Raw genomic sequence first — 24,642 nt, 5'->3', positions numbered from 1 at the left:
GCGAGGGCCACCCCATGACCGCCATGTCTTCGCGCCGCAAGAAGCGCAAGCTGAAGGCCGAGATCAACGTCGTGCCGTACATCGACGTGATGCTGGTGCTGCTGATCATCTTCATGGTGACCGCGCCGCTGTTGAACCTCGGCGTCGACATCGAACTGCCGCAATCCAACGCGCGCCCGCTCGAACAGAAGAAAGACCCCGTGGTCGTCAGCCTCGATCGCGACGGCAACCTGTGGGTGGTGTTGCAGGGCGGCAAGAACACGCCGGTCACGATGGACCAGATGGTCCAGCAGGTCGGCGCGTACGCGCGCAACAACAAGGACGTGCCGGTGTACGTGGCCGCCGACAACGACGTCGCCTACCAGAAGGTCTACGACGTGCTCACCGCGCTGCAGACGCGCGCCAACGTCCCGCGCGCCGGCCTGATGAGCCAGGCGGGGGCGCCGCAACGGTGAAGGAGCGGTCGTCCGACACGACGGAGGCCATCATCGCGGCGGTCGCGTTGCACGCGGTGTTGCTCCTCCTGATGTATTTCGGCCTGCCGTGGTTCAAGGAGCCGCCGGTGAACCCGGCCGGCCCGCCGATCGAAGCCGAACTCGTCGATCCGAACGCGTTGTCCGCGTCGATGCGTCGTGCGTTGGCGTCGCGTCCGTCGCAACCGACGCCGCAGCCCGCGCCGCCGGAGGAAACGGAAGCCGCGCCGCAGGAACAACCGATTCCGGAAAAACGTCCGGAAGATGCGCCCGAGCCGCAACAGCAGACCCCGCAGGCGCCGATCGTCGAACCCGACACGCGCGAGCAGGACGCCGCGAGCGCGCAGGCCATTTCGCCCAAGCCGCCCGCGCCGAAAGAGCAGGAAGAAAAGCGCCGCCAGGAACAGATCGACGTCACCGAACAGGAACGCCAGCTCGAAGCCGAGCGCACGCGTCGCCTGTCGCAGATGGAACGCGATCGCCTCGCGCAGCTCGCCGACGTGCGCAAGCAGCGCGAGCAGAACCGCCGCGAGGCCAACCTCGCCGAACAGAAACTCCGCCAGCTCGCCGACGCGCGCAGCGCCGCCGATTCGGCCGCGCAATCCGACGCGCAGGCCAGCCCGCCGCCGGGCAACAACGGCCCGGACAACAACCTCAAGGCGCAGTACTACGCCGCGATCGCCGATGCGATCCGCATGAACTGGAACCGGCCCGAGAACATCCCGGCGGGCCAGGTCTGTCCCATCCGCATCCGCCAGGTGCCGGGCGGCGAAGTCATCGATGTCGAAGTCCTGCCGTCGTGTCCCTACGACGACCAGGGCAAGCGTTCGGTCGAGGCCGCGGTGCTCAAGGCCCAGCCGTTGCCATATGCCGGTTTCGAGTCCGTGTTCTCCCGCGACCTCAGCATCCGCTTCCGCCCCAACGACGATTGAAACCGCCGGGTGTCGGCGCGTTCATCTTTAATGCGCATTTCACGGCCAAGCTGTTAACAACACCGCTCCATTCAGGAATCCCCCGATGACCCGAACGCTGCGCCGCCTCGCCACGATCGCCCTGGTCGTCCTTTCCTTGCCGGTTTTCGCGCAGGACATCCCCCAGATCGACGTCGTCGGTGGCCGCGCGGCCGCGTTGCCCATCGCCGTGGTGCCCTTCGCGGGCAGCGCCGGCGACACGGACATCGCCAAGGTCATCGCCGCCGACTTCGAGCGCAGCGGCCAGTTCCGCACGCTGCCGGTCGCCGACATGATCGAGCGGCCCACCACCGCCGCGCAGGTCAACTACCCGACCTGGCGCACGCTCAAGCAGGACTACCTGCTGATCGGCCGCATCGACAACAGCGGCGGCAACCTGCGCGTGGAATACGAACTGTTCGACATCGCCAAGCAGCAGCGCGTGCTCGGCCAGGTGATGACGCTGCCCGCCACCGGCGCGCGCGACCTGTCGCACCAGCTCGCCGACGCGGTGTACGAAAAGATCCTCGGCGTGCGGGGCGCGTTCTGGACGCGCATCGCGTACGTCACCGCCGCGGGCACCGGCAACAATCGTTCGTACAAGCTGATGGTCGCCGACAGCGACGGCTTCAACCCGATCGCCGTGGTGAGCTCGCCGCAGCCGATCCTCTCGCCGTCGTGGAGCCCGGATGGCCGCAAGCTCGCCTACGTGAGTTTCGATCGCGGCAATTCGTCGATCTACATCCAGAACCTGACGAGCACCGGGCGCGAACTCATCGCCAGCTTCCGCGGCATCAACGGCGCACCGGCGTTCTCGCCGGACGGCACGAAGCTCGCGATGACGCTGTCGAAGAGCGGCAACCCCGAGATCTACGTGATGGACCTGGGCAGCAAGCAGTTGCGCCAGATCACCAACCATTTCGGCATCGATACCGAAGCGGTGTGGAGCGCCGATGGCGGCTCGCTGTATTTCACGTCCGACCGCGGCGGCAAGCCGCAGATCTACAAGGCCTCGGCCGCGGGCGGCGGCGCCACGCGACTGACCTTCCAGGGCAGCTACAACGCGCGCGCCACCGTGTCCCCCGATGGCAAGAAAATCGCCACCGCGCAGGGCAACGGCAACACGTATCGCATCGCGTTGTTCGATTCGAGCCTCGGCGGCGGACGCTGGACGCCGCTCTCGCCGGGTTCGCTCGACGAATCGCCGACCTTCGCCCCGAACGCCGCCATGCTGCTGTACGCAGCGAAGGAAGGCGGCCGCAGCGTCCTGTACACCGTGTCCGCCGATGGTCGCGCGCGTGCGCGCCTTCCGGTCGATGGCGCGAATGTGCAGGAACCGTCGTGGGGCCCGTTCCGACAGCGCCGCTGAACAGGCGGGCGTAGACTCCCGCGACACGAACCAACCTGGCCGCGGACCATCCCGGCCATCCCCCTGCGAGAAGACGAGGAACGACGATGAACGCAATCTCCCTGGACGCTATCGGCAAGAACCGCTTCGGCAAGGCGCTGCTGGTGGCCGTCATGTGCACCGCCGCCGTGGCCTGCAGCAAGAAGGTCAAGGAAGTCCCGCCGCCGGCCGAGCCGACCACGCAGGCCCCCGTCACCGAAGCACCGGCCACCACGCCGGGCGCCTACGGTCCGGAAGACCTGGACACCGATGCCTGCCTCCGCACGCGCATCGTGTACTTCGATTTCGACCAGGACGCGCTGCGTCCGGAATTCCAGGCCGCGATGGCCTGCCACGCCAAGTACCTGCGCGATCGTCCGTCCGCGCGCATGTCGCTGGAAGGCAACGCCGATGAACGCGGCAGCCGCGAATACAACCTCGGCCTCGGCGAGCGCCGTGGCAACGCGGTGTCCTCCGCGCTGCAGGCCAACGGCGGTTCCGGCAGCCAGATCACCGTGGTGAGCTACGGCGAAGAGCGTCCGACCTGCAACGATTCCAGCGAAGACTGCTGGGCCAAGAATCGTCGCGTCGAGATCGTCTACACCGCCAAGTGATGCAACGCATGCGCAAGACTTTCGTCCTTGCGACGCTCGCGGCAGCCCTCGTGGCTGCCGCGCCCGCGTTCGCGCAGCGCGCCAGCCTCGCCGACCGCGTGGCCGCGCTCGAACAACAGGCCGCCAACAACCAGGGCAACGTCGACCTGCTCAACCAGGTGCAACAGTTGCGCTCGGAAGTGCAGGCCCTGCGGGCGCAGCTCGAAGACCTGCAGCAGCAGAACGAACAACTCAAGCAAGCCGCGCGCAGCCAGTACCTGGACGTCGACGGGCGCCTCAACCGCCTCGAAGGCGGGGCTTCCGCCGCACCCGCGCCGGCGGCCAGCACCGCGGCGCCGCCGCGCGCATCCACGCCGCCGCGCAGCACGCCCACTACCACCGTCACGCCCGACCGCGCGCCCACCGTCCGCGGCGACGCCGGCCGGGTCGCCCAGGGCGCCGACGAACGCACCGCGTACGAAGCCGCCTTCGCCATCCTCCGCGGCGGCGACTACGTGCAGTCGGCCCAGAAATTCCAGGCCTTCCTCACCGACTACCCGGCGGGCACCTACGCGCCCAACGCCCTGTACTGGCTCGGCGAGAGCTACTACGTCACCCAGAACTACGAGCTCGCCCTCACGCAATTCCAGGCGCTGCTCGACCGCTACCCCACGCACGACAAGGCCCCCGGCGCCCTGCTGAAGGTGGGCCTGGCCGAGTACGGCCTGAAGCGCATGGAAGCCGCCGAGGCCACCCTGGCCCAGGTCTCGCAGCGCTATCCCGGCACCGACGCCGCCCGCACCGCCGAGGATCGCCTCCGCGCGATCCAGCTGGGCCGCGTCCGCTGAGTTCGCGGCCAGGCGGGCAGGGCGCGTAAAATGCGCGCCATGTCCGTTGTCCAGCCCGCGCAGGCGGCCTCCGCGCTCGCCGCGGATCGCCTCAAGCTCACCGAAATCTTCCTGTCCCTGCAGGGCGAAGCCCGCGATGCGGGCTGGCCCACCGTGTTCGTGCGCCTCACCGGCTGCCCGTTGCGCTGCCAGTACTGCGACACCGCGTACGCCTTCCACGGCGGCGACTGGTGGGACATCGACGCGATCCTGTCCGAAGTCGCACGCCACGGCGCGCGCCACGTGTGCGTCACCGGCGGCGAACCGCTCGCGCAGAAGCGCGTGATCGGTTTGCTGTCGAAACTTTGCGACGCCGGCTACATCGTCTCGCTCGAAACTTCCGGCGCCATCGACATCGGCGACGTCGACACGCGCGTGTCGCGCATCGTCGACATCAAGACGCCGGGCTCCGGCGAAGTCGCGCGCAACCTGTGGAGCAACCTCCCGCTGCTCACGCCGCACGACCAGGTGAAGTTCGTCGTCTGCAGCCGCGCCGATTTCGACTGGGCCGTCGACGTGCTGCGCGAACACGCGCTCGCCGACAAGTGCGACGTGCTGTTCTCGCCGAGCCATGCGCAGGTCTCGCCGCGCGCGCTCGCCGACTGGATCGTGGAAGAACACCTCCCGGTCCGCTTCCAGATGCAATTGCACAAGGCCCTGTGGGGCGACGAGCCGGGGCGCTGATGACGCAGGTGAAACGGGCGGTCGTCCTCGTGTCGGGCGGCATGGATTCGGCGGTCGTGCTCGCGATCGCGCGCGAACAGGGCTTCGAGCCTTACGCATTGAGCGTGAAGTATGGGCAGCGCCACACGTCCGAACTCGACGCCGCCGATCGCGTCTCCGATGCGATGGGCGCCACGCACAAGACCGTCGTGGTCGACCTGCGCCTGATCGGCGGGTCCGCGCTCACCGATGCCGGCATCGACGTGCCCGATGCGGGCGGCCCCGGCATCCCGGTCACGTACGTGCCGGCGCGCAACACGATCATGTTGTCGGTCGCGCTGGGCTGGGCCGAAGTGCTGGGCGCGGCGGACCTGTTCTGCGGCGTGAATGCCGTCGATTACTCCGGCTATCCCGATTGCCGTCCCGAATTCATCGAAGCCTTCGAGCGCCTGGCGAACGTCGCCACCAAGGCGGGCGTGGAAGGCGCCGGCATCCGCGTCCACGCCCCGCTGCTGCGCATGTCGAAGGCCGACATCGTGCGTGAAGGCATGCGCCTGGGCGTGGATTTCGCGCAGACCGTGTCGTGCTACCGCGCCGACGCCGACGGCCGCGCCTGCGGCCATTGCGACGCCTGCCGATTGCGTGCGGATGGCTTCACGGCCGCCGGCATCGCCGATCCCACGCGCTACGTAAGTTAGAATCCCGCCCCGTTACAACCCGCGTCACCCCCTGTGGGCCGTTAGCTCAGTCGGTAGAGCATCGGACTTTTAATCCGCTGGTCGATGGTTCGAATCCATCACGGCCCACCATCGATTCAATGACTTGCGCGTGCGTCGTCCGCGCTACGTAAATACCTTCATCAATCACGCCGACGGTTTCACGTGCGGCGCGCGCTTGTCGTAGCGGTTCAAGCAGGTTGGGCGCGGACTCCGAGCCCGCCATCGGTCGGGGCCTTGACCTGGATCAGGGCCGACCTGCGCGGCATCGCCGAGGATCCTCGCATCCTCAACGAGACCCGCCGCCATGCAGTACCTGATCTCGCCCTCGAGCCACGTCGCCAGCCTCGACCGGATCGCAGACCGTCTCAACGACCTGGATCCCTCCGCGCTCATCGACGTCGACGCCGCGGGGCGCCTGCGCGTTTCAACGCTGCTCCCCGACGCGGAACTCCTGCTCGCCCTCGGCATGGCCGGCCTGCTCGTCGCGCCGTGCGACGTGGAGCAACTGCCGTCGGAATGCTGTGGCGGTTGCGGGGGCTGAATCCTTCCATGGACGCCACGCTCGCTTTCGATGCCGACCTGCTGCGCCGCTACGACCGTCCCGGCCCGCGCTACACCTCGTACCCGACGGCCCCGCAATTCCATGCCGGCTTCGGCGAGCGGGAACTCCGCCAGGCCGCCGCGTCGAGCAACGGGGACCTGATCCCCAGGCGCCTGTCGCTCTACGTGCACGTCCCGTTCTGCGAGAGCCCTTGCTTCTATTGCGGCTGCAACCGCGTGATCACGCGCGACAAGACACGCGCGGACGCGTACCTCGCACGGCTGTACCGGGAGATCGCCCTCGCGGCGGACCTGTTCGATCGCGACCGCGAGCTGATCCAGGTGCACTTCGGCGGCGGCACGCCGAACTTCCTGTCTCCGGCGCAATTGTGCGAAACGGTCGACACGATCGGAACGCACTTCCGTATCGCACAGGGTGCAGATCGCGACATCTCGATCGAACTCGACCCGCGCCACGTCGACACGCACGACATCGCGCAACTCGCCGCGTGCGGCTTCAATCGGGCCAGCCTCGGCGTGCAGGATTTCGACCACGACGTCCAGGTGGCCGTCAATCGCGTCCAGGGCGTCGACGAAACGCGCGCGGTCGTCGATGCGTGCCGCGCGCAGGGATTCCGCTCCGTCAACATCGACCTGATCTACGGGTTGCCGAAGCAGACCGTGGCCGGCTTCAACCGAACCCTGGACACGGTGGTCGACATGCGGCCGGACCGCGTCGCCGCCTACGGCTACGCGCACATGCCGGCCTTGTTCAAGCCGCAACGCAGGATCGACGCATTCACGCTGCCCGATCCGGAAGCGCGCCTGGTCCTGTTGCAGCAGGCGATCGCACGCCTCACGCAGGCAGGCTATCGCTACATCGGCATGGACCACTTCGCGCTGCCGGGCGACGACCTCGCCGTCGCGCAGGGGCAGGGGGGGTTGCATCGCAACTTCATGGGGTACACGACGCATGCCGACAGCGATCTCGTCGGCGTCGGCGTGAGCGCGATCAGCCACGTCGCCGATACGTTCAGCCAGAACGCGCGCGATCTCCCGACCTGGGAAGCGATGCTCGATTCGGGCCACCTGCCCGTGTTCCGCGGCATGCAACTGAGCGAGGACGACCAACTGCGCGCGAGCCTCATCCAGTCGCTCATGTGCCAGGGCGAAGTCGCGATCGACGCGATCGAGGATCGTGCCGGCATCGACTTCCGCGCGTACTTCAGCGAAGGTCTCGAGCGACTCGCGCCGTTGGTCGCGGATGGACTGGTGCGTGTCGAAGCGCACCGCATCGAAGTGACGGGTCGCGGTCGCCTGTTCCTGCGCAACATCGCCATGTGCTTCGACCACTACCTCGATGCGACCGCCGATACGGAGAAGCCGCGCTTCTCCCGCGCCATCTGACCGTCCCCCGGCGTACCATGGCTCCCCGATGAGGCCGGCCGTCTTTCCGAACAACGACGCACGCACGCTGTCCGACGACGGCGACGCGTTGCACTTCTGTTCGACCTGCGCTTTCTCCCAGGCCTGCATGGACCAGGGCATGGACAAGAGTGCGTTGGGCGACCTCCATGTGCTGGTCGAGCATTACGGTCCGCTGGCCCCGGGAGACCACATTTTCCGCGAGGGCGATCGTTTCGATGCCATCGCGGCCGTGCGCGCGGGCACGGTGAAGACCTACGTGGTCGATCCGGACGGGCAGGAACACGTCCTCGGGTTCCATCTTCCCGGCGAGATCATCGGCCTCAACGGCATCGACGGCGAACACTACCCGTGCAATGCCGTCGCCCTCGACACCGTCATGCTGTGCCGCTTCTCGTTCCCGAAGATGGCGGTCCTCGCCGCGCGGATGCCCGGGCTGCAGCGCCAGTTGTTCCGCCTGCTCAGCCGCGACATCGGCCGCGCGGAGTTGTTGGCGGCCGATTGGTCGGCGGACCAGCGGATGGCCGCGTTCCTGGTGGGGCTGTCGCAACGCCTGCAGTCCCGGGGATTTTCCGCCCGCCGCTTCCAACTCTCGATGCCGCGCACCGACATCGGCAACTACCTGCGCCTCGCACCGGAGACCGTGAGCCGCGTGTTGCGCCGGTTCCACCAGGAGCAGCTGGTGCGCGTGGATGGCCGCGAACTCGAACTGCTCGACGCCGACGCCCTGCACGCCCTGGCCGCGCCCGTCCTCAGGAATTGACCTGTCCCGCGGCGCGGCGGCTTGACCTGGGTCAAGGCGGCCGTGAGCGCCCGCGACCAGCATGTCTCCCAAACTCAAGGGAGGCGTTATGGAGAACACGCGGAAGCTGTGGTTGGGCTTGGCGGCGCTGTTGATCGCGTCGTTCGCGGTGTTGCTGTGGGCGGGTGGGGAAATCTTCCGTGCGGCGCCGCCGATACCGGAGCGCGTCGTCGATGCCACGGGCGCGACGGTGTACACGCGCCACGACATCGAACGCGGCCGCCAGGTCTGGCAATCGATGGGCGGCATGCAGCTGGGCTCGATCTGGGGCCACGGGGGCTACGTTGCACCGGACTGGAGCGCCGACTGGCTGCATCGCGAAGCGGTTGCGATGCTGGACCAGTGGGCGCGCGCCGAGGGCAGCGCCGGATACGAACGATTGTCCGCCGAACGGCAGGCCGCGCTGCGCGGAAGATTGCAGGCGCAATTTCGCCGGAATACCTACGACGCGTCCAACGGCGTGATCACGTTGACGCGCGAGCGCGTCGTCGCGCTGTCCAACGTGGCCGCGCACTACGAGAGTCTCTTCGGCAACGATCCGGCCACCGCGAAATTGCGCGAAGCCTACGCAATGAAGGAGGGCACGGTGCCCGATGCGGCGAACCGGCGTTCGCTGACGGCCTTCTTCTGGTGGACGGCGTGGGCCGCGGGCACCGAGCGCCCGGGCGCCGGAAATGTCGCGACCGAAGCAGGCACCGCGTCGAAGCAAGTCACCTACACCAACAACTGGCCCAGCGAACCCTTGCTGGGCAATACGCCTCCGCCGTCGATGTGGGTCTGGTCGGCCTTCAGCGTGCTGTTCCTGATCGCGGGCATCGGCTTGCTCGGCTGGCACCACGCGCGGACGCATGCACGTGGCGAGAAGCCGCACGCGATTCCTGCGAGCGATCCGATGGCCGCGCTGCGCGTGACGCCGTCGATGCGCGCCACGGCGAAGTACTTCTGGGTCGTGCTCGCGCTGTTCCTCGTGCAGATCCTGCTCGGCGCGATGACGGCGCACTACCAGGTGGAAGGCCAGCAGGCCTACGGCTTCGCACTCTCGGACATCCTGCCGTACTCGATCACGCGCACCTGGCACACGCAGTTGGCGGTGTTTTGGATCGCCGTTGCGTGGCTGGGCACGGGCCTGTACATCGCACCGGCGATGTCCGGCCACGAGCCGCGGTTCCAGCGCTTCGGCGTGAACGCGCTATGGGTCTGCCTGCTGGTCATCGTGGTCGGCGCGTTCGCGGGCCAATGGCTGGCGGTGATGCAGAAGCTCGGGCTCGACCTGAATTTCTGGTGGGGCCACCAGGGCTGGGAATACGCGGACATGGGCCGCTTCTGGCAGTGGTTCCTGTTCGTCGGCCTGCTGCTGTGGCTGACCCTCGTTGGTCGCGCGTTGTGGCCGGTGTTGCGCGGTCCACGCACCGACACCAAGGCGATCGTCGCGTTGTTGTTCCTCTCCACCGTGTGCATCGGCCTGTTCTTCGGCGCCGCGCTGATGTGGGGCGAGCACACGCACATCTCCGAAGTCGAATACTGGCGGTGGTGGTTGGTGCACCTGTGGGTGGAGGGGTTCTTCGAAGTCTTCGCCACCGCGGTGATGGCGTTGATCTTCACGCGCCTGGGCCTGGTCGAGGCGAAATCCGCGACGACGGCCGTGCTGTTCGCCACGATCATCTTCATGACCGGCGGCGTGCTGGGCACGTTGCACCACCTGTACTTCGTCGGCACGCCCACCGCCGTCGTGGCACTGGGCGCGAGCTTCAGCGCGCTGGAAGTCGTGCCGCTGGCCTACATCGGCTTCGAGGCGTACCACACCTTCAAGCTGGGCAAGGCCGTGCCGTGGATGGCGCGCTATCGCTGGCCGATCCTGTTCTTCGTCGCGGTGTCGTTCTGGAACCTGGTCGGCGCGGGGCTGTTCGGCTTCCTGATCAATCCGCCGCTGTCGCTGTACTACATGCAGGGTCTCAACCTGACACCGCTGCACGGCCACACCGCGTTGTTCGGTGTCTACGGCATGCTCGGCATCGCGTTGATGCTCTTCTGCATGCGCGGGCTGCGGGGGCAGATGGCGTGGGACACGCGTGCGTTGAAGGTGGCCTTCTGGTGCTTCAACATCGGCCTGTCCCTGATGGCGCTGCTCACCTTGCTGCCCCTCGGCATCATGCAATTGCTCGCGGCCATCGAACATGGCTACGCGTATGCGCGCTCGGCGGAGTTCATGCAGCGGCCGATCGTCGACATGCTGGTGTGGATGCGCGTCCCGGGTGACACGATCTTCAGCGTCGGCGCCCTGGCGCTGGCGTGGTTCATGTTCCGCCTGTGGGTCGCGCCGAAGCGCCTGCCGGTGGCGGAAGGCGTGACGGACAGGGAGGGCTGAAGCATGGGCGAAGCCGCATCGCAGGCGCGCGCGAACCTCTCGCCGCGCCTGTTGCTCCAGGCCCCGCATCGGATGATGTTCTTCATCGGTGCGGGCAACCTGTTGCTGGCGATGGCGTGGTGGGCCGCGTGGCTGGTTTCCGCGCGTTGGTCCGAATGGCTGCGAATGCCGCAGCCCACGCCCTACGCCGGCTGGCTGCATGCGATCGTCATGCAATACCAGGTGCTGGCGAGCTTCGTCTTCGGCTTCCTGCTCACGGTGTTCCCGCGCTGGATGGGCTTGCCCGACTTGCGGCGCGCGCGTTACATCCCGGTGGGCGTCGGCGTGTTCGGCGGCCAGTTCGCAACGCTCCTCGGGGCCTGCGGATGGTCCCCGGGGATCGTGGTCGGCGCGGCGCTGACCCTCGCGGGCTGGACGTGGGCGCTTGCGAATCTCGCTTGGCTCGTCAAACGGGAACGCGGCACCACGTGGCACGCGCGTTCCTGCCTCGCCGCGCTCACGCTGGGTGCGGTCGGGCTCGGCGCGTGGACGGCGTTCGTCCTGGGTGCATCGCCGATCTGGGCGTTCGTCGCGATCAAGATCGGGACGTTCGGATTCCTGCTGCCGATGTACCTCACCGTCGCCCATCGCATGTTTCCGTTTTTCGCAAGCAATGCCGTCGCCGGTTACGTGCCCTGGCGTCCGCTTTGGTTGCTCGCGACGGCGTGGATGTTCGTTGCCTTGCACCTGGGGCTCGAACTCCTCCACGCCTACGCATGGCTGTGGATCGCGGACCTGCCCCTGCTGGCCTGCGCCGTGGTCATGTGCGTGCGGTGGTGGCCGATCGGCCCGCAACCGGCGTTGCTGCGCGTGCTGTTCATCGGGCTGGCGTGGTTGCCGATCACCTTCATCCTCTATTCGGCGCAGAGCCTCGTGTATGCGACGACGGGCGAGTTCACGCTGGGTCGCGCGCCGGCGCACGCGTTGTTCATCGGCTTCTTCGGCAGCGTGCTGGTCGCGATGGTGACGCGCGTGACGCAAGGGCATTCGGGCCGCCCGTTGCAGATGCCTGCGGCGGCGTGGTTCGCCTACGGCACGTTGCAGCTCGTGGCGATCGTTCGCGTGTATTCGGAACTCGATGCGGATCCGATGCGCTGGCACGTGGTGGCGGCCATCGGCTGGATCGTGGCGCTGGTCCCGTGGATCGCGCGCCTGGGCCGCATCTATGTCACCGCGCGTATTGACGGGAAGCCCGGATGATCGCGTTCTATCCGCAGATCAAGGCCTTCCACGTGTTCATCGCGCTGCTCAGTGGCACGTTGTTCGCGTTGCGCGGCGGCTTCGCATTGGGCGGTGCGCGCTGGCCGTACGCGGGGCCGGTGCGCTGGACGAGTTGGGCCATTGATACGGCCTTGCTCACGGCTGCACTGATGTTGCTCACCGTGTTGCCGCGCTCGGTGTTCGGCAACGGCTGGCTTGCGGTCAAGCTCGTGCTGATCGTCACCTACATCGCGCTGGGCACCATCGCATTGAAGCAGGCGCGCCTCCACCGGAGGCGCGGCGCGATCGGTTACGTCGCGGCATTGCTCGCGTTCGGCGCGATCTACGCCACGGCGCGCGCGCACGATCCGCTCGGCATGGTGCGCTGGTGGCTGTCATGACGACCGAGCGCGCGTGGATCGGCAGCGCGATGGCGGCGCTGCGCCAGGAACAGGCGCGCTCGGCCGACACGCACTTGCTCCGGCTGGACTTGCCCGCGTTCCCGGGGATCGCGTTCTACTTGAAGGACGAGGCCTCGCATCCGACCGGCAGCCTGAAGCACCGCCTCGCGCGTTCGTTGTTCCTGTATGCGTTGTGCAATGGCCGCCTGCACCGGGGCCAGACCGTCGTCGATGCATCGTCCGGCAGCACGGCGATCTCCGAGGCGTGGTTCGCGCGCCTGTTGGGCCTGCCGTTCGTCGCGGTGATGCCGGCGTGCACCGCGCCGCGCAAGATCGCCGACGTGCGCGCGCTGGGAGGCACGTGCGACCTGGTCGACGATCCCGCCGCGGTCCACGACCGCGCGCGCTGGCACGAACAACGCGGTGCCTGCCACCTGGATCAATTCGGATTGGCCGAGCGCGCCACCGACTGGCGCGGCAACAACAACATCGCGGAGTCGCTGTTGGCGCAGATGGCGCACGAGCCCGACGCCGAGCCGGCGTGGGTGGTGTGCGGCGCCGGAACGGGCGGCACGTCGGCGACGATCGGCCGCTACCTGCGCTATCGCGGATTGCAGACGCGCCTGTGCGTCGCCGAGCCTGCAGGCAGCGCCTTCGCCGAAGGATGGCGCACGCGCGATCGGAAGGCGACTGCCTCGCGCAGCACCGTCATCGAAGGGATCGGACGGCCGCGCGTCGAACCGGGGTTCGTGTTCGAGGTCGTGGACCACGTCATCGAAGTCGAGGACGCGGACTCCATCGCGGGCATGCACGCGCTGGAAGGCTTGCTCGGGCGTCGCTACGGCGGTTCGTCCGGCACGAACTTCATCGCGTGCCTGCGCCTGGCCGCGCGGATGCGCGCGCGCCGCGTGCACGGCAGCATCGTCGGCTTGCTGTGCGACCGCGGCGAGCGCTACGACGAAACGTTGTACTCGACCGCATGGTTGCGCGAGCGCGGCATCGCGCCGCCGGTGCTGCCGGCCGAGCTGGACGACGCGCTCAGCGCGACCACTCGAGCTGGAACCACAATTTCGTCGTATCCTGCGCGAAGCCGTCCGCCGCGTAGTCCGCGTACTTGACGAGCCCCTTGACGCGCTTGCCAACGGGGAAGCCGAGCGACGCATTCCACTCCGAGCCGTAATCGCCGCCGATGTCCGCGTCGTAGCGATGCCAGGCGACTTGCCATTCGAGCGTGCCGGCGCGCGCCGCGCCTTCGAGCGCGAGCCAGCGATCGTCGAGGCCGCCCGGCGGCGTCGCGTTGAACTTGTCGGCCCAACCGTTGAAGGCGTGCAGGCTGGCGAGCGGCGTCTGCAATGCATGGGCCCCGTTGCCACCCAGGTGTTCCCACCCCAGTCGCCCGGTGGCCTGCGCGAACGTCCACGCCGGCTCGATCCTCCAGTACGAATGCGCGAAGTGCAACGGGTTGTCGGCGTAGTCGCGTTGCAGGGCGTATTCCGCCGCGATCGACGGACCCGTCGTCTGCGGCTTGCGCGTCGTCGAGACCCGCAGGCCCGAGGTGGCGGTGGAGGCGGTGCGCACGTCCAGGTCGTCGTGCAACAACGCAAAGGCCTGCCACTGCCACGTCGCACCGCTCGCCCATTGCAGCCAGAACGCATGCGTCGACAGGTTGCGTTCGCGCGCCAGCGGATCGATCGCGCGATCGCCGGCGACGCGATGGACGCGATCGAACCAGGCGTAACGCACGTCGAGCTGGTCGCGCACGTGCCACTGCAGCGACAGCGCATCGAAGGTCTGCTCGTTCTGTCGCCAACCGCTGTTGCCGACCCAGCGCTGGTTGCCGAAGGTCACGCGCTGGCGACCCAGCGTTGCCTGCTTGCCGCCGCGCTTCCACGCCACCCAGGCCTGGTTCCACTCGGCGCCCTCGGGATCGACGATCGCAGGCAAGGTGCGGCGCCCGTTGGCGCCATCGTCGTGCGCGCCACCGGCCACGATGCCTTCGCCCTCGATGAGCGCGGACCATTCGTCGGACCACACGAACTTCGCGCCGAGGCGCAGACGCAACGTCGTGGCGTCGGCGTCGTGGAGGAAGGCGTGGTCCTCCACGTGCTCGTTGCGCAGGCGCACGTTCCACTCGGCCGACACCTGCGCGCACGCGAGGGTCGGTACGGCGAGGAGGAGTGCACAGCCACCGCGGAACATGTTCATCCAGGCCGTCCGGACAGGGAGTTGGCGGCAATCTCGCCGTTCCCCCTGGCCTCGGCCATGACCCAGGTCAAGGGACATCGTGCCGCCCTGCAAAGCCGCTTGCGCTTGATCCAGGTCAGGGCCACCCCGGCGCACCGGGCAGAGACTACGCCCGCAAATCTCCTTCCAACGGATGACCGGGGAAACACCATGAAAGACGTAACCCTCTATGCGCTTGTCTCTGCTTTGCTGCTCGCCGCCGCGCTTGCCGTGGCCGGACTGGTGGCTACTGCAGAGGCATCCGTTCCGCGATCCGCGAGTGCGCCAGCCGCGGACGAGATTCCGGCGCCGCACGCGATGTCTGTTCCGTTCTGACGACCGCCAGCAAACAAGGAGTCGGGAGATGATCAAGCGCTTCGCACGCGTTTTCGTGGTGGCTGCCTGCGTTGCAGCCGCTGCAGGTTGCGGCGGCAAGGAGAAGGCGGTCGATGGTGAAAAGCCCGTCGCCACCGAATCCGGTGGCTCGCTCAAGGGCGACCTCGGCCCACCCCAGGGCCCCGATGTCCGTGCGGTGCTGACGACGCCGCCGATGGTGCCGCCCGCCACGGGCCGCAAGACGCCCGCGCGGGTCATCGTCGAACTGGATGTCATCGAAAAGGAAATGCCGATTTCCGAAGGCGTGACCTACACGTTCTGGACGTTCGGCGGAACGGTGCCGGGCAGCTTCATCCGCGTGCGGCAAGGCGACACGGTGGTGTTGCACCTGCGCAACATGCCGCACAGCAAGATGCCGCACAACATCGACCTGCATGGCGTGACCGGACCGGGCGGCGGTGCTGCATCGAGCTTCACCGCGCCGGGCCACGTCTCGCGCTTCACGTTCAAGGCGCTCAATGCGGGGCTGTTCGTCTATCACTGCGCGACCGCGCCGGTGGGCATGCACATCGCCAACGGGATGTACGGCCTGATCCTGGTCGAACCGCCGGAAGGCATGCCGAAGGTCGACCGCGAGTACTACGTGATGCAGGGCGACTTCTACACGACGGGCAAGTACCGCGAGAAAGGCCTCCAGCCCTTCGACATGGAGAAGGCGATCGACGAGCGTCCGACGTACGTTTTGTTCAATGGCATGGAAGGCGCACTCACCGGCGACAAGGCGCTCACGGCGAAGACCGGCGAAACCGTGCGGTTGTACGTCGGCAACGGCGGTCCCAATCTCGTCTCGAGCTTCCACGTGATCGGCGAGATCTTCGACAAGGTGTGGTTCGAGGGCGGCACGCGGTTCCAGGAGAACGTGCAGACCACGCTGATCCCCGCGGGCGGCGCGGCGATCATGGACTTCCACATCGAGGTCCCGGGCAGTTACGTGCTCGTCGATCATTCGATCTTCCGCGCGTTCAACAAGGGCGCACTCGCGATCCTGAAAGCCGAAGGCCCCGAGCGGAAGGACATCTACTCCGGCAAGGAAGTCGATGCGATGTACATCGGCGACCGCGCCAGTGCGAACCTTTCGGCCGTGAGCCAGGCCACGACGGCCGCGAAGACCGGCGCGCTGACGGCCGAGGACCAGGTCAAGGCAGGTGAAGCCCTCTTTGCCGGCACGTGTTCGACCTGCCACCAGGCGAACGGGCAGGGCATGCCGGGCGTGTTCCCGCCGCTGGCGGGTTCGGACTTCATCGCAGCGGACCCGAAGCGCGTGCCTTCGATCATCCTGCATGGCCTGGTCGGCAAGGTCACCGTCAACGGCAAGGAGTACAACTCCAACATGCCGCCGATGAGCCAGCTCACCGACGACGAAGTGGCGAACATCGCCACGTACGTCCTCAACAGCTGGGGCAATCCGGGTGGGCGCGTGACCAAGGAAGAAGCAACCGCCTTGCGCGCCGCCAAGCCCGCCACGGCGTCCGAAGGACATTGAGATGCGTGCAGTGGTCGCCGGCGCGTGGGCGTTGACCTGTCTTGCCACGTTCGCGGTGGCGGCTGGCAACGCCGCGCCGGGCTACGCAGGACTGCCCGGTGGCACGTTCAAGTCTGCGCTCGCGTACGAGGATGCGAAGCAGGGCGTCCGGATCGCGCCGTTTTCGCTCATGCGCAAGCCGGTCACCAACGGCGAGTTCCTCGCGTTCGTGCGCGCGCACCCGGAGTGGCAGCGTGGTCGCGCACCGAAGATCTTTGCCGAGGGCCGGTACCTCGAACACTGGCAGGGACCGACCACGCTCGGCGATCGCGCACTGCCGGAGCAACCGGTGACCTGGGTCAGCTGGTTCGCCGCCGACGCCTACTGCGCGTCGGTCGGCGCGCGGTTGCCGAGCTGGAACGAATGGGAATACGCGGCGGCTGCCGACGAAACGCGCCGTGATGCGCGCAACGATCCCGCGTGGCGGGAACGCATCCTCGCGTGGCAATCGCGCCCGTCCGACGCCGCGCTTCCGCGTGCAGGATTGCAGGCACCGAATGCTTACGGGCTCCAGGACATGCATGGCCTGGTGTGGGAATGGACGGACGACTTCGCGTCGCTGCTCGTCTCCGGCGACGACCGCAACCAGGGCGATGCCGATCGGAACAAGTTCTGCGGCGCGGGGGCGCTGTCGACGGACGACCGCGACAACTACGTGGTGCTGATGCGCGTTGCGATGCTTTCGTCGCTGGAGGCACGCGATGCCACGGCCAACCTCGGATTCAGGTGTGCAAGGAGTGTTCGATGAAACACCTGCGGGCGATGGCGACCTGCGTCGCGCTGCTGTTTGCATCGATCGGCGCAGCCCAGGCCGGCACGCCTGCAGCGCGGCCGGCCGATTCGGTGTACCAGTTATCGGTGCCGCTCACCGACGCACGCGGCAAGACGCAGGACTGGCGCGCGCTGGAGGGCAAGCCGCGCATCGTCGCGATGTTCTACACCTCCTGCCCGTACATGTGCCCGCTGATCGTGGAGTCGGCCAAGGCCGTCGTCCACGCGCTGCCGGCCGCCGAACGCGAACGCGTGGGCGTGGTGCTGATCAGCCTCGACCCGGCGCGCGACACGCCGGCCGTGCTGCGTGACACGGCGACCAAGCGCAATATCGACACGACGCGCTGGCTCGTCGCCGCGCCTGCGCCAGCCGACGTGCGCAAGATCGCCGGCGTCCTCGATGTGCGTTATCGCCGACTGGCCGACGGCAACTTCAACCACACCAGCGCGCTGGTCCTGCTGGACGCGAAAGGGCGCATCGTCGCGCGCACCGAGCAGGTGGGGCCGGAGCCCGATGCGGCTTTCCTGTCGGCCGTGCGCGCGCAGCTGGCGAAGTAGCGTCCTCCCGCGGTGTAGTCGCGGCGAGGTCCGTAACCACCTCGCAACTCTCGATACCGATCGATTGGGTGCGAGTGTCGCGGGAGTCGCGCTCGGCAACACATCAGCGGCCACACCTTCACACGCCATCCACGTAATCCAACGTTCTCTAAATGCGTGCCATGGCTGCGGCGAAAAGGCCGCTATATTCCAATTCCCCGAACAAGGAGGATTGGACATGTTGACGACCAAGCAACCTCTCGCGATGGTGCGTACGCTCGGCCTGGCCATCGTCGCCACCGTGGGTCTTGCCAGCTGCGCCACCTACGACGATGAGTTCGCGACGATCAATTCGCGCCTGGATCAACTCGACACGAAGGTGCAGGGCGCCGCCCAGAGCGCCGAAGCGGCCAATCAATCGGCTCAGCAGGCCAACCAACGGCTGGATACCATTGAGAGCCGTGTCCAGGCGCTCGAAACGGCGCCGAAACGCAAGCCGCGCGGTTGATCGCTTGACCAACGGGCGACGAACGGTTCTGGCCGCTGCTGGTGCGCTCACGCTCGCGATCGCGAGCTTGGGCGTCGCCAGCGCGCAGGAGGTCGTCGCGCAACCGGTCGCGGCAGTCGACCAGCTTCCGCGTGGCCAGGAGGTCTCCCGAACGGTGATCGAGCTCGCGGGCTGGGTCGTCGCGTCCAAGGACAGTCAGGGCTATCCGTTCGCGGTCATCGACAAGGCCTCCGCACAGATCCTGGTGTTCGGCGGCGACGGCCGGCTTCGCGGCGCGGCACCGGGTCTCTTCGGCTCGGCGATCGGCGATCACGTGGCCCCCGGCATCGCCGGTCTTGCGCTTCGCGAGATTCCCGGCCGTGATCGCACGACGCCCGCGGGGCGCTTCGTGGGCGGTTTCGGGCCATCGGTCGACGCCGGACGCGTGCTGTGGGTGGACTACGATTCGGCGATCTCTATCCACCCGACGGCGACGGGTGTCCCGGCCGAGCGACGCGTGGAACGCCTGGCATCGCCTTCGCCGGGCGACAACCGCGTCACGCATGGCTGCATCAACGTCTCGCCCGAGTTCTACGAGCAGGTCATCCGTCCCACGTTTGAGCGGGGTGGCGTGTTCTACATCCTGCCGGACACGGCGTCGCTGGCGGAGACATTCCCGGAGTTCGTGCACGCTCGCGAGACTGCGGAAGGAAACGAGGGGAAACGCGGGCAGCGCGCGCGCGAGTGAATGGCGCGGCGGCGCGTTGCCGTGATGGTGCGAGGCAGCGCAACCCGGCGTCCGCTTCGGGCCGGTTCCACAGCCCCGATTCCGTAACACGATCGCGGCTAAGGCGTCATCGACGCATTAGCCATTGGCTGCATGCTGCGCACGATCAGCAAGCCCAGCAGCGGGATGCCGATGGCGTAGATGTATTGCGTTCGCGACACGCCGATGCCGAAGGGGAACCAGATGCCCGGCACGCCGATGGGATCCAGCAGTTCGCCGCCGAACAGCCCGGCCACGACCGAAGCGAGTGCGAAAAGCGCCAGGACGCGTGTCGGGCCTTCGCGGATCACTCGCACGGCGATGACGACGAACAGCACGATCGCGCCGAACCGGGCGACGCTTGTCCAATGGGGTGAATCGATCAGGACGCCGACGAGTCCGACAACCCCCAGCACGACGGCCAGCACATCGATGCTTCGCCGCGAAGGGACGCACCAGCGGTTCCACGCCAGCGCCCAAGCCACCATCGTCGGCGCCCACATGACCGACGCGAGGCGCGCATAGGTCGTCAGGGCCTGCAGGTCGGTCGACGCGACGATCGCATTGTTCAGTCGCCTCGCTGCGGTGAGTGCGAGGGCAATGCACGCAAACACCAGGAACCCCTTGCGGCGACTGCGCGGCCAGCAGCCGAGCGCCAGGCCAATGAGCGCCAGCATGCCGATCGGCTCGATCACGTCGACGACGTAACCCGCAATGGTCCTTTCCCATTGCGCCCGGTGAAGCGCGACGCCCGTTGCCTGCGGCGCAAGGATTGGCGCGCTGTGCATGCCGCCGCCGTCCGGGCTGGCTGCGGTGCCGGGCAGCATGTAAGTCCGGATGGCCAGCATGCCGCGGGTTCCCGCCGCACCTGCGGGAAGCACGAACCGCAGCGGACGGGTTCCCACGACGCGTGGATGGAGACCGAGCCTGCCCGATCCGCCAAGCCGCTCGCCGTTCCAATACAGTTCGTAGCCATCCTCGACCAGGGTGGGGCCGAGGATCTCCCACGTGGCCGGCGCGGCGGGCACCGTCACCGCGCGTCGGTACCAGGCGTAGCCGTGATACCCGGGATGGCCGTGCGCCATCCAGCCGCCCACGTAGTCGGGCAGTCCCACGTCGCCGTCATGGCTGCCTGGCAACGGTGTCATGTCGATCACCTGCCATCCGGCGTCGTCCATGTCGGCATCCGCCCAGCGGGGATCGTCACCGGTGTGGAATCGCCACGCACCATCCAGTAGGGTGGCCGCCGCGCGTAGCGCGACCGGGTCGGGACGGCCGCCGATCGCCAGGACGACGACCGAAAGCGCCATTGCCACCAGCGTCGCGATGACGATGGCGATCAGCAGTTTGCGTTGCATGGTGTCCATCGGCGGCGACGTCGAGGCCATGGCTACTGCGCGCCGAGTTTCTCGCGCAGGTCATCGACCAGGCGCTTTCGACTGCTGCGTGCATATTCCAGCGGCGAGAACGGCATCGCTGCCTGCGCATACTGGTCGATGAGCAGGCCCACGCGCGCCTTGCCCTCTGCCGAAGACCATTCGCCTTCGTCGTTGCTCAACGTGTTGAGTGCCTCCTGCAGGACTTCCTTCCGCGCGATCGACATTTCGGACGACGGGTCTGCGACACAAAGACTGTAGATCCCGTCCAGGAACGCCTCCCAGGCTTCCGCGGTCCGCGCCCCGATGCCTTCCGCGCGCAGCTGGCCTGCGTCGGTGAAACTGTCGGCCAGGCGGAAAATGGTGCGATCGCATTCGCGCAAGGCCAATGCGAAGTTGTGCTGGAATCGCGCCTTCAGCGCGTGATGCGCTTCGCGGGCACCGAGTCGTTCGCGGGCCTCCAGCGCGCGTGCAACCCAGGTTGCATTCGCGGGATGGAAGTAATCGCCCGGTGTTGCCGCGCCCGCCGGGAATTCGCCGAATGCCTTGGACAGCAGGCGTCCCTCCGCGGAGACCGAGTACGAGGGCGCAGGGACGAGTCGTTCGTCGACAAGCCGGTACAGCGCATCAGGTGCGATTGAACAGTCCGCTGCCAACTGCGGGGCAGTGCGGAAGTTGCGTTCAAGGTAGGTCGCAATATCGCCCATGACGTGTGCGCTGCCCTCTCGTTGACCCATCGGTGTCACACCATCACCCGTCCGCCGGCGACGTCGAGCACGATGCCGGTGATCCAGGACGAGGCATCGCTGAGCAGGAACAGTGATGCCTCGGCGATGTCGTCCGGCGTACCCAGGCGACCCAGGGGAAATGCGCGCAACATCTGCGCCCGCCGTTCCGGTTGAAGCGTCGCTTGCGTGCGCTCCGTCAGCACTGCGGACGGGGAAATGCAGTTCACCCGCAAGCCTCCGGGGCCGGTCTCCTGCGCCAGATGGCGCGTGAGCATGATGACGCCGGCCTTCGCCGCCCCATAGCCCGCAGGTGCACCCGACGCCATGCGGCCGCCCGCGGACGCCATCGTCAGGATGCCGCCGCTGCCGCGCGCCAGCATGCCGGGCAGGAAGCACTTGATGGTGAAGAACGTGGACGTCAGGTTGTTGTCGATGCTGGAGCGCCAATCTTCCTCGCTGACGTCCTGTACCGGCACCGGTTTGCCGGTACCGCCACCGGCGAAGGCCAGGACGAAGTCGGGTGCACCGAATTGCGCGTGGACCGCGTCGCGCATGCGCTCGACCTGCGCCAGGTCCGAGCAGTCGGCCGGAACGGCGATCGCTTCCACGCCCAGTGCCTGGACGGCGGCGAGACTGGCCTGCAAGGCCGCGACATCACGCCCGTTGATCGCCAGGCGCACGCCGTTGCGCGCCAGCGCGAGACAGGTGGCGGCGCCGATCCCGCGGGAGCCACCGGTCACGACCGCCACCTTGCCCCGCAAATCGGGGAAAACAGGGGCCACGCTCTCGGGCCCGGCAACAGCGTCAGGATTTGTCATAGGTCCTTGCTTCAATGTTGTGGTGGTCCAGGTCGTGGAAGTACAACGCGTCTCCCCAGCCGCGTGCGCCGTATTGGCGTGCCACGCGACCGTCGCGGACGAAGGCGGAACTGCCAAAGGCAACGCCGGACGCCTGCAGCCGTTCGCGCACGGTGTCGAACGCCTGCCGGCCGAGGCTGAAGGCGAGGTGCATCGTGTCCTTCGGCGCTTCGGCCAGCAGATCGATCACGCAATCGTCGTTGATGCGCAGCACCTCGAAGGGTGGTGCGCGCTCGTGTTCCAGGGCCAGGATTTGCCGATAGAAGCGCACGGAGGCTGCAGGATCGGCGACGCGCAGGATCAGATGGTCCATCTGCAGCATGGGCTTCTCGTCAAGGTGCGCAACGGCAGGTGGGATCGCCAGGGAATGCTGGATAGTCTAGGCAGCGCCCATCGCGAACGCAGTCAACGATGCGGTATGCCCGTCATTCAAAACCGTATGGACAGATGCGATGTCGATCAATTGGGATGACCTGAAAGTCGCGCTTGCCATCGTCCGCCACGGAACGCTGAGCGCCGCCGCGCGCGCATTGGGCACGACACAGCCAACGGTGAGTCGCCGGCTCGACGCACTGGAACGCAGCCTGCAGGCGAAGCTGTTCGATCGCGAGGCTGGCGGGTTGCGGCCCACGGCGCTGGTGCTCGCACTGGTCGGCGGCCTGGAACAGATGGACGCGGGCGCGTTTTCGATCCAGCGGCAGGTGGCGGCGCGCGACACCGGGCTCAGCGGCGAGATCCTCGTGACCAGCCTCGACTGGCTGGGGGACGACGTAATCGCGCCGATGCTGGCGCGGTTCGGCGCTGCACATCCGGGCGTGCAGATCGAGTTGATCAACGGGACGCGTGTGTTCAACCTGGCCCGCGGCGAGGCGGATCTTGCCTTTCGTTTCGGATCGTTCGAACAGGAAAACCTCATCGAGCGTCGCGTGGGCGAAGTCGCCTATGCGCTCTACGCATCCACGGAATACCTGCAACAGCATGGAACGCCGGATGTCGGCGACGGCTTTGAAGGTCACCGCCTCGTCTATCTCGATCGCGCCGCGGGTGAAGTGCCGCACGAAGCCTGGTTGCCGGCGCTGGCGCGTCACGCGCGCATCGTGCTGCGTTCGAATGGGTTGCGCGCACACATGGCGGCCGTGCGCGATGGCGTGGCAATGGCGGTGTTGCCCTGCCTGCTTGCGGACCGGGAGCCACGGCTGCGTCGCGTGGCATTGCCACATCCGGCGCCGGTGCGATGGGTGCGCGTGGGCTTCCATTCCGACATGCGCGACACCCCACGCATTCGCGCCCTGGTGGATCATGTCGTGGGGGAGTTCGAGCTGTTGGGGGCGTGTCTGAATCCGAAGCAGTGAGGCAGCATCCGATGCAGGCTTTGGATCCGCCGCACATTGCGGGTTCGCTGGCGGGCGTAGAATCCCGCCCATGCCGCTCCGCAACCTCGCCCGCCTCGCGCTGCACCTGGTCCTCGTCGCTTCGATGAGCCTGGCCGGGGTCGTGGCGCCCGTGGTCGCGGCGCAGGAGGCGATCGCCAGCCTCCCTGCGCCGGCCGTGCCGGCGGTGGCGATGGACATGCCGTGCGACCACATGGACGCGATGCAGCAGGCGCCCGCCACGGATCCTTGCGCGAAGGCGCATTGCAGCCTCGCGGCATGCCTGGGCGCCGCGGCGTGCTTGCCGGCGATGGCGCGCGTCTCCGCACACGTTCCGGTGCCGGATCGCTTCGTCACCATCGATGTGCTGTTCGTGCCCTCGCGCGTCCTCGAGACGCCACTCCGGCCGCCCATCGCCTGATCCCTCCGAAGTGATCCGCGGGCGCTGCGTGCGCCCGACGCCGCCGCGTGCGGCTTCCATGGAGCGATGGCATGAACCTGTTGGAACGCTGGGCAGCTTGCTTGCTGCTCGGGCTGTTGCCGCTGGCGGCGACGGCGAAGCCGATCGCGTTCGCGAAAGGCAAGACGCTGATGCTGGAGTGGGGCGCGGGCACGATGTATGAGGCGCAGATGTTCTACGCGCCGCGCTACTGGTATTCGGTCGGTGGCGGGTGGCTGGAACTCGACAGCGAAGACGGGGCGAAGCGACGCAACATCAGCTACCTGCGCGCCAACCTGCTCGCGAAGCGATGGAACCTGCCGGACGCGCAGGCCAACGTCTTCGTGTGGGGCGGCCTCGGGCGCGCGACGGGCAACGATTTCGAAGGACCCGAGCTGTCGCGCAACGTCGGCGTCCAGGCCGACTACGAAACGCGGCGCGTGTATTCGTCGTTCCGGTCCGACCTGCACGATAGCGACCGGTTTTCCCACCGCATCGACACCGTGCAACTCGGGTGGGCGCCGTACGCGCACGATTACGACAAGCTGGCCACGTGGTTCGTCGTCCAGGGGCGCCGCTATACCGGCGGCATCTCCGAAGGCACCGAAACCGCCTTGCTCGTCCGCTTCTTCAAGGGCGGCACGTGGGTGGAATTCGGCGCCACGACCGACGGCAAGGTGCAAGCCATGGCCATGTTCAATTTCTGATTTCCAAGGACAAAGCACA

28 protein-coding genes and 1 tRNA gene are annotated in these 24,642 nt (G+C 67.5%); 24 read left to right on the top strand and 5 right to left on the bottom strand.

Going from position 1 to position 24,642, the window contains the following annotated elements; all coding sequences use genetic code 11:
• Positions 1-14 precede the first annotated feature (14 nt).
• The 15 genes from LYSCAS_RS03780 (at position 15) to LYSCAS_RS03710 (ending at position 13,562) form a co-directional block, all read left to right on the top strand.
• A complete protein-coding gene (locus LYSCAS_RS03780; RefSeq protein WP_213435811.1) occupies positions 15-455 on the top strand; it encodes an ExbD/TolR family protein in 441 nt (146 codons plus the stop codon).
• The gene (locus LYSCAS_RS03775; protein ID WP_244858649.1) at positions 452-1,405 is read left to right on the top strand and encodes a cell envelope integrity protein TolA; all 954 of its coding nucleotides are present in this window, start codon (positions 452-454) and stop codon (positions 1,403-1,405) included. Before LYSCAS_RS03780 ends, LYSCAS_RS03775 begins: the two co-directional genes overlap by 4 nt.
• Before the next feature lie 85 nt (positions 1,406-1,490).
• Positions 1,491-2,792: a Tol-Pal system beta propeller repeat protein TolB gene (tolB, locus tag LYSCAS_RS03770; protein ID WP_213435809.1), complete on the top strand. Its 1,302-nt coding sequence runs from the start codon at positions 1,491-1,493 to the stop codon at positions 2,790-2,792.
• Between the two features lie 86 nt (positions 2,793-2,878).
• Positions 2,879-3,424, top strand: a complete 546-nt coding sequence (pal, locus tag LYSCAS_RS03765; RefSeq protein WP_213435807.1) for a peptidoglycan-associated lipoprotein Pal — start codon at positions 2,879-2,881, stop codon at positions 3,422-3,424.
• An 8-nt stretch (positions 3,425-3,432) separates the two neighbouring features.
• Positions 3,433-4,251 carry a tol-pal system protein YbgF gene (gene ybgF / locus LYSCAS_RS03760; RefSeq protein WP_213435805.1) on the top strand — a complete coding sequence of 273 codons (819 nt, stop codon included), beginning with the start codon at positions 3,433-3,435 and terminating at the stop codon, positions 4,249-4,251.
• Between the two features lie 39 nt (positions 4,252-4,290).
• The gene (queE, locus tag LYSCAS_RS03755; protein WP_407075154.1) at positions 4,291-4,974 is read left to right on the top strand and encodes a 7-carboxy-7-deazaguanine synthase QueE; all 684 of its coding nucleotides are present in this window, start codon (positions 4,291-4,293) and stop codon (positions 4,972-4,974) included.
• 8 nt (positions 4,975-4,982) lie between these two features.
• Entirely contained in the window at positions 4,983-5,651 is a 669-nt protein-coding gene (gene queC, locus LYSCAS_RS03750) for a 7-cyano-7-deazaguanine synthase QueC (RefSeq protein WP_213437558.1), read from the top strand.
• A gap of 35 nt (positions 5,652-5,686) precedes the next feature.
• Positions 5,687-5,762, top strand: a tRNA-Lys gene (locus LYSCAS_RS03745).
• A 214-nt stretch (positions 5,763-5,976) separates the two neighbouring features.
• Positions 5,977-6,213, top strand: a complete 237-nt coding sequence (locus tag LYSCAS_RS03740) for a hypothetical protein (protein WP_213435801.1) — start codon at positions 5,977-5,979, stop codon at positions 6,211-6,213.
• Between the two features lie 8 nt (positions 6,214-6,221).
• Positions 6,222-7,619 (top strand): oxygen-independent coproporphyrinogen III oxidase, encoded by a 1,398-nt coding sequence (gene hemN / locus LYSCAS_RS03735; RefSeq protein ID WP_213435799.1) that lies wholly within the window; start codon positions 6,222-6,224, stop codon positions 7,617-7,619.
• A 28-nt stretch (positions 7,620-7,647) separates the two neighbouring features.
• Complete coding sequence (locus LYSCAS_RS03730; protein ID WP_213435797.1) at positions 7,648-8,400, top strand: cyclic nucleotide-binding domain-containing protein; 753 nt, start codon at positions 7,648-7,650, stop codon at positions 8,398-8,400.
• Between the two features lie 88 nt (positions 8,401-8,488).
• The gene (locus tag LYSCAS_RS03725) at positions 8,489-10,804 is read left to right on the top strand and encodes a nitric-oxide reductase large subunit (RefSeq protein WP_213435795.1); all 2,316 of its coding nucleotides are present in this window, start codon (positions 8,489-8,491) and stop codon (positions 10,802-10,804) included.
• 3 nt (positions 10,805-10,807) lie between these two features.
• On the top strand, positions 10,808-12,043 hold the full coding sequence (locus tag LYSCAS_RS03720) for an NnrS family protein (RefSeq protein ID WP_213435793.1): 1,236 nt from the start codon (positions 10,808-10,810) through the stop codon (positions 12,041-12,043).
• Entirely contained in the window at positions 12,040-12,444 is a 405-nt protein-coding gene (locus LYSCAS_RS03715) for a SirB2 family protein (protein ID WP_213435791.1), read from the top strand. The genes LYSCAS_RS03720 and LYSCAS_RS03715 overlap by 4 nt, the downstream gene beginning before the upstream one ends.
• Positions 12,441-13,562 carry a PLP-dependent cysteine synthase family protein gene (locus tag LYSCAS_RS03710; protein WP_213435789.1) on the top strand — a complete coding sequence of 374 codons (1,122 nt, stop codon included), beginning with the start codon at positions 12,441-12,443 and terminating at the stop codon, positions 13,560-13,562. The genes LYSCAS_RS03715 and LYSCAS_RS03710 overlap by 4 nt, the downstream gene beginning before the upstream one ends.
• Here the strand turns inward: LYSCAS_RS03710 and LYSCAS_RS03705 are convergent.
• Entirely contained in the window at positions 13,483-14,649 is a 1,167-nt protein-coding gene (locus tag LYSCAS_RS03705; RefSeq protein WP_213435787.1) for an alginate export family protein, read from the bottom strand. The genes LYSCAS_RS03710 and LYSCAS_RS03705 overlap by 80 nt on opposite strands.
• Before the next feature lie 57 nt (positions 14,650-14,706).
• Between LYSCAS_RS03705 and LYSCAS_RS03700 the strand changes: the two genes are divergently transcribed.
• The 6 genes from LYSCAS_RS03700 (at position 14,707) to LYSCAS_RS03675 (ending at position 19,128) form a co-directional block, all read left to right on the top strand.
• Positions 14,707-15,003: a hypothetical protein gene (locus tag LYSCAS_RS03700; protein ID WP_213435785.1), complete on the top strand. Its 297-nt coding sequence runs from the start codon at positions 14,707-14,709 to the stop codon at positions 15,001-15,003.
• Positions 15,004-15,031: 28 nt separating this feature from the next.
• Positions 15,032-16,546: a copper-containing nitrite reductase gene (gene nirK, locus LYSCAS_RS03695; RefSeq protein ID WP_213435783.1), complete on the top strand. Its 1,515-nt coding sequence runs from the start codon at positions 15,032-15,034 to the stop codon at positions 16,544-16,546.
• Position 16,547: 1 nt separating this feature from the next.
• Positions 16,548-17,333, top strand: a complete 786-nt coding sequence (locus LYSCAS_RS03690; protein WP_213435781.1) for a formylglycine-generating enzyme family protein — start codon at positions 16,548-16,550, stop codon at positions 17,331-17,333.
• Positions 17,330-17,914 carry an SCO family protein gene (locus LYSCAS_RS03685; RefSeq protein ID WP_213435779.1) on the top strand — a complete coding sequence of 195 codons (585 nt, stop codon included), beginning with the start codon at positions 17,330-17,332 and terminating at the stop codon, positions 17,912-17,914. The genes LYSCAS_RS03690 and LYSCAS_RS03685 overlap by 4 nt, the downstream gene beginning before the upstream one ends.
• A gap of 217 nt (positions 17,915-18,131) precedes the next feature.
• Positions 18,132-18,401, top strand: a complete 270-nt coding sequence (locus LYSCAS_RS03680; RefSeq protein ID WP_213435778.1) for a hypothetical protein — start codon at positions 18,132-18,134, stop codon at positions 18,399-18,401.
• A gap of 4 nt (positions 18,402-18,405) precedes the next feature.
• Entirely contained in the window at positions 18,406-19,128 is a 723-nt protein-coding gene (locus LYSCAS_RS03675) for a L,D-transpeptidase (RefSeq protein ID WP_244858647.1), read from the top strand.
• Between the two features lie 98 nt (positions 19,129-19,226).
• Here LYSCAS_RS03675 and LYSCAS_RS03670 read toward each other — a convergent pair whose 3' ends face one another.
• From LYSCAS_RS03670 to LYSCAS_RS03655, 4 genes are read right to left on the bottom strand one after another with little or no spacing between them, the layout of a single operon-like run.
• Positions 19,227-20,504, bottom strand: a complete 1,278-nt coding sequence (locus LYSCAS_RS03670; RefSeq protein ID WP_244858646.1) for a glycoside hydrolase family 2 — start codon at positions 20,502-20,504, stop codon at positions 19,227-19,229.
• Between the two features lie 32 nt (positions 20,505-20,536).
• Entirely contained in the window at positions 20,537-21,229 is a 693-nt protein-coding gene (locus LYSCAS_RS03665) for a DUF6058 family natural product biosynthesis protein (RefSeq protein ID WP_213435776.1), read from the bottom strand.
• A 35-nt stretch (positions 21,230-21,264) separates the two neighbouring features.
• Positions 21,265-22,068, bottom strand: coding sequence for an SDR family NAD(P)-dependent oxidoreductase (locus LYSCAS_RS03660; protein ID WP_213435773.1), 804 nt, complete (start codon positions 22,066-22,068; stop codon positions 21,265-21,267).
• Positions 22,055-22,429, bottom strand: coding sequence for a VOC family protein (locus LYSCAS_RS03655; RefSeq protein ID WP_213435771.1), 375 nt, complete (start codon positions 22,427-22,429; stop codon positions 22,055-22,057). The genes LYSCAS_RS03660 and LYSCAS_RS03655 overlap by 14 nt, the downstream gene beginning before the upstream one ends.
• Before the next feature lie 130 nt (positions 22,430-22,559).
• On the opposite strand from LYSCAS_RS03655, the gene LYSCAS_RS03650 reads away from it, so the two are divergent.
• From LYSCAS_RS03650 to LYSCAS_RS03640, 3 genes are all read left to right on the top strand, one after another.
• Complete coding sequence (locus tag LYSCAS_RS03650) at positions 22,560-23,459, top strand: LysR family transcriptional regulator (RefSeq protein ID WP_213435769.1); 900 nt, start codon at positions 22,560-22,562, stop codon at positions 23,457-23,459.
• Between the two features lie 70 nt (positions 23,460-23,529).
• On the top strand, positions 23,530-23,898 hold the full coding sequence (locus LYSCAS_RS03645; RefSeq protein ID WP_213435767.1) for a hypothetical protein: 369 nt from the start codon (positions 23,530-23,532) through the stop codon (positions 23,896-23,898).
• Between the two features lie 71 nt (positions 23,899-23,969).
• Positions 23,970-24,623 carry a hypothetical protein gene (locus LYSCAS_RS03640; protein WP_213435764.1) on the top strand — a complete coding sequence of 218 codons (654 nt, stop codon included), beginning with the start codon at positions 23,970-23,972 and terminating at the stop codon, positions 24,621-24,623.
• Positions 24,624-24,642: the final 19 nt, after the last annotated feature.

This window comes from Noviluteimonas caseinilytica (assembly GCF_018406605.1).
GTDB classification, from domain to species: Bacteria; Pseudomonadota; Gammaproteobacteria; order Xanthomonadales; family Xanthomonadaceae; genus Noviluteimonas; species Noviluteimonas caseinilytica.
This window is presented reverse-complemented; position numbering and strand designations above follow the sequence as displayed.

Excerpts from the sequence above, each read along its gene's own strand:
- LYSCAS_RS03780 (WP_213435811.1), top strand. The coding sequence starts at position 15 with ATGACCGCCATGTCTTCGCGCCGCAAGAAGCGCAAGCTGAAGGCCGAG.
- tolB (WP_213435809.1), top strand. The coding sequence starts at position 1,491 with ATGACCCGAACGCTGCGCCGCCTCGCCACGATCGCCCTGGTCGTCCTT.
- pal (WP_213435807.1), top strand. The coding sequence starts at position 2,879 with ATGAACGCAATCTCCCTGGACGCTATCGGCAAGAACCGCTTCGGCAAG.
- ybgF (WP_213435805.1), top strand. The coding sequence starts at position 3,433 with ATGCGCAAGACTTTCGTCCTTGCGACGCTCGCGGCAGCCCTCGTGGCT.
- queE (WP_407075154.1), top strand. The coding sequence starts at position 4,291 with ATGTCCGTTGTCCAGCCCGCGCAGGCGGCCTCCGCGCTCGCCGCGGAT.
- LYSCAS_RS03740 (WP_213435801.1), top strand. The coding sequence starts at position 5,977 with ATGCAGTACCTGATCTCGCCCTCGAGCCACGTCGCCAGCCTCGACCGG.
- hemN (WP_213435799.1), top strand. The coding sequence starts at position 6,222 with ATGGACGCCACGCTCGCTTTCGATGCCGACCTGCTGCGCCGCTACGAC.
- LYSCAS_RS03730 (WP_213435797.1), top strand. The coding sequence starts at position 7,648 with ATGAGGCCGGCCGTCTTTCCGAACAACGACGCACGCACGCTGTCCGAC.
- LYSCAS_RS03725 (WP_213435795.1), top strand. The coding sequence starts at position 8,489 with ATGGAGAACACGCGGAAGCTGTGGTTGGGCTTGGCGGCGCTGTTGATC.
- LYSCAS_RS03720 (WP_213435793.1), top strand. The coding sequence starts at position 10,808 with ATGGGCGAAGCCGCATCGCAGGCGCGCGCGAACCTCTCGCCGCGCCTG.
- LYSCAS_RS03715 (WP_213435791.1), top strand. The coding sequence starts at position 12,040 with ATGATCGCGTTCTATCCGCAGATCAAGGCCTTCCACGTGTTCATCGCG.
- LYSCAS_RS03710 (WP_213435789.1), top strand. The coding sequence starts at position 12,441 with ATGACGACCGAGCGCGCGTGGATCGGCAGCGCGATGGCGGCGCTGCGC.
- LYSCAS_RS03705 (WP_213435787.1), bottom strand. The coding sequence starts at position 14,649 with ATGAACATGTTCCGCGGTGGCTGTGCACTCCTCCTCGCCGTACCGACC.
- LYSCAS_RS03700 (WP_213435785.1), top strand. The coding sequence starts at position 14,707 with ATGACCCAGGTCAAGGGACATCGTGCCGCCCTGCAAAGCCGCTTGCGC.
- nirK (WP_213435783.1), top strand. The coding sequence starts at position 15,032 with ATGATCAAGCGCTTCGCACGCGTTTTCGTGGTGGCTGCCTGCGTTGCA.
- LYSCAS_RS03690 (WP_213435781.1), top strand. The coding sequence starts at position 16,548 with ATGCGTGCAGTGGTCGCCGGCGCGTGGGCGTTGACCTGTCTTGCCACG.
- LYSCAS_RS03685 (WP_213435779.1), top strand. The coding sequence starts at position 17,330 with ATGAAACACCTGCGGGCGATGGCGACCTGCGTCGCGCTGCTGTTTGCA.
- LYSCAS_RS03680 (WP_213435778.1), top strand. The coding sequence starts at position 18,132 with ATGTTGACGACCAAGCAACCTCTCGCGATGGTGCGTACGCTCGGCCTG.
- LYSCAS_RS03670 (WP_244858646.1), bottom strand. The coding sequence starts at position 20,504 with ATGCAACGCAAACTGCTGATCGCCATCGTCATCGCGACGCTGGTGGCA.
- LYSCAS_RS03665 (WP_213435776.1), bottom strand. The coding sequence starts at position 21,229 with ATGGGCGATATTGCGACCTACCTTGAACGCAACTTCCGCACTGCCCCG.
- LYSCAS_RS03660 (WP_213435773.1), bottom strand. The coding sequence starts at position 22,068 with ATGACAAATCCTGACGCTGTTGCCGGGCCCGAGAGCGTGGCCCCTGTT.
- LYSCAS_RS03655 (WP_213435771.1), bottom strand. The coding sequence starts at position 22,429 with ATGCTGCAGATGGACCATCTGATCCTGCGCGTCGCCGATCCTGCAGCC.
- LYSCAS_RS03650 (WP_213435769.1), top strand. The coding sequence starts at position 22,560 with ATGTCGATCAATTGGGATGACCTGAAAGTCGCGCTTGCCATCGTCCGC.
- LYSCAS_RS03645 (WP_213435767.1), top strand. The coding sequence starts at position 23,530 with ATGCCGCTCCGCAACCTCGCCCGCCTCGCGCTGCACCTGGTCCTCGTC.
- LYSCAS_RS03640 (WP_213435764.1), top strand. The coding sequence starts at position 23,970 with ATGAACCTGTTGGAACGCTGGGCAGCTTGCTTGCTGCTCGGGCTGTTG.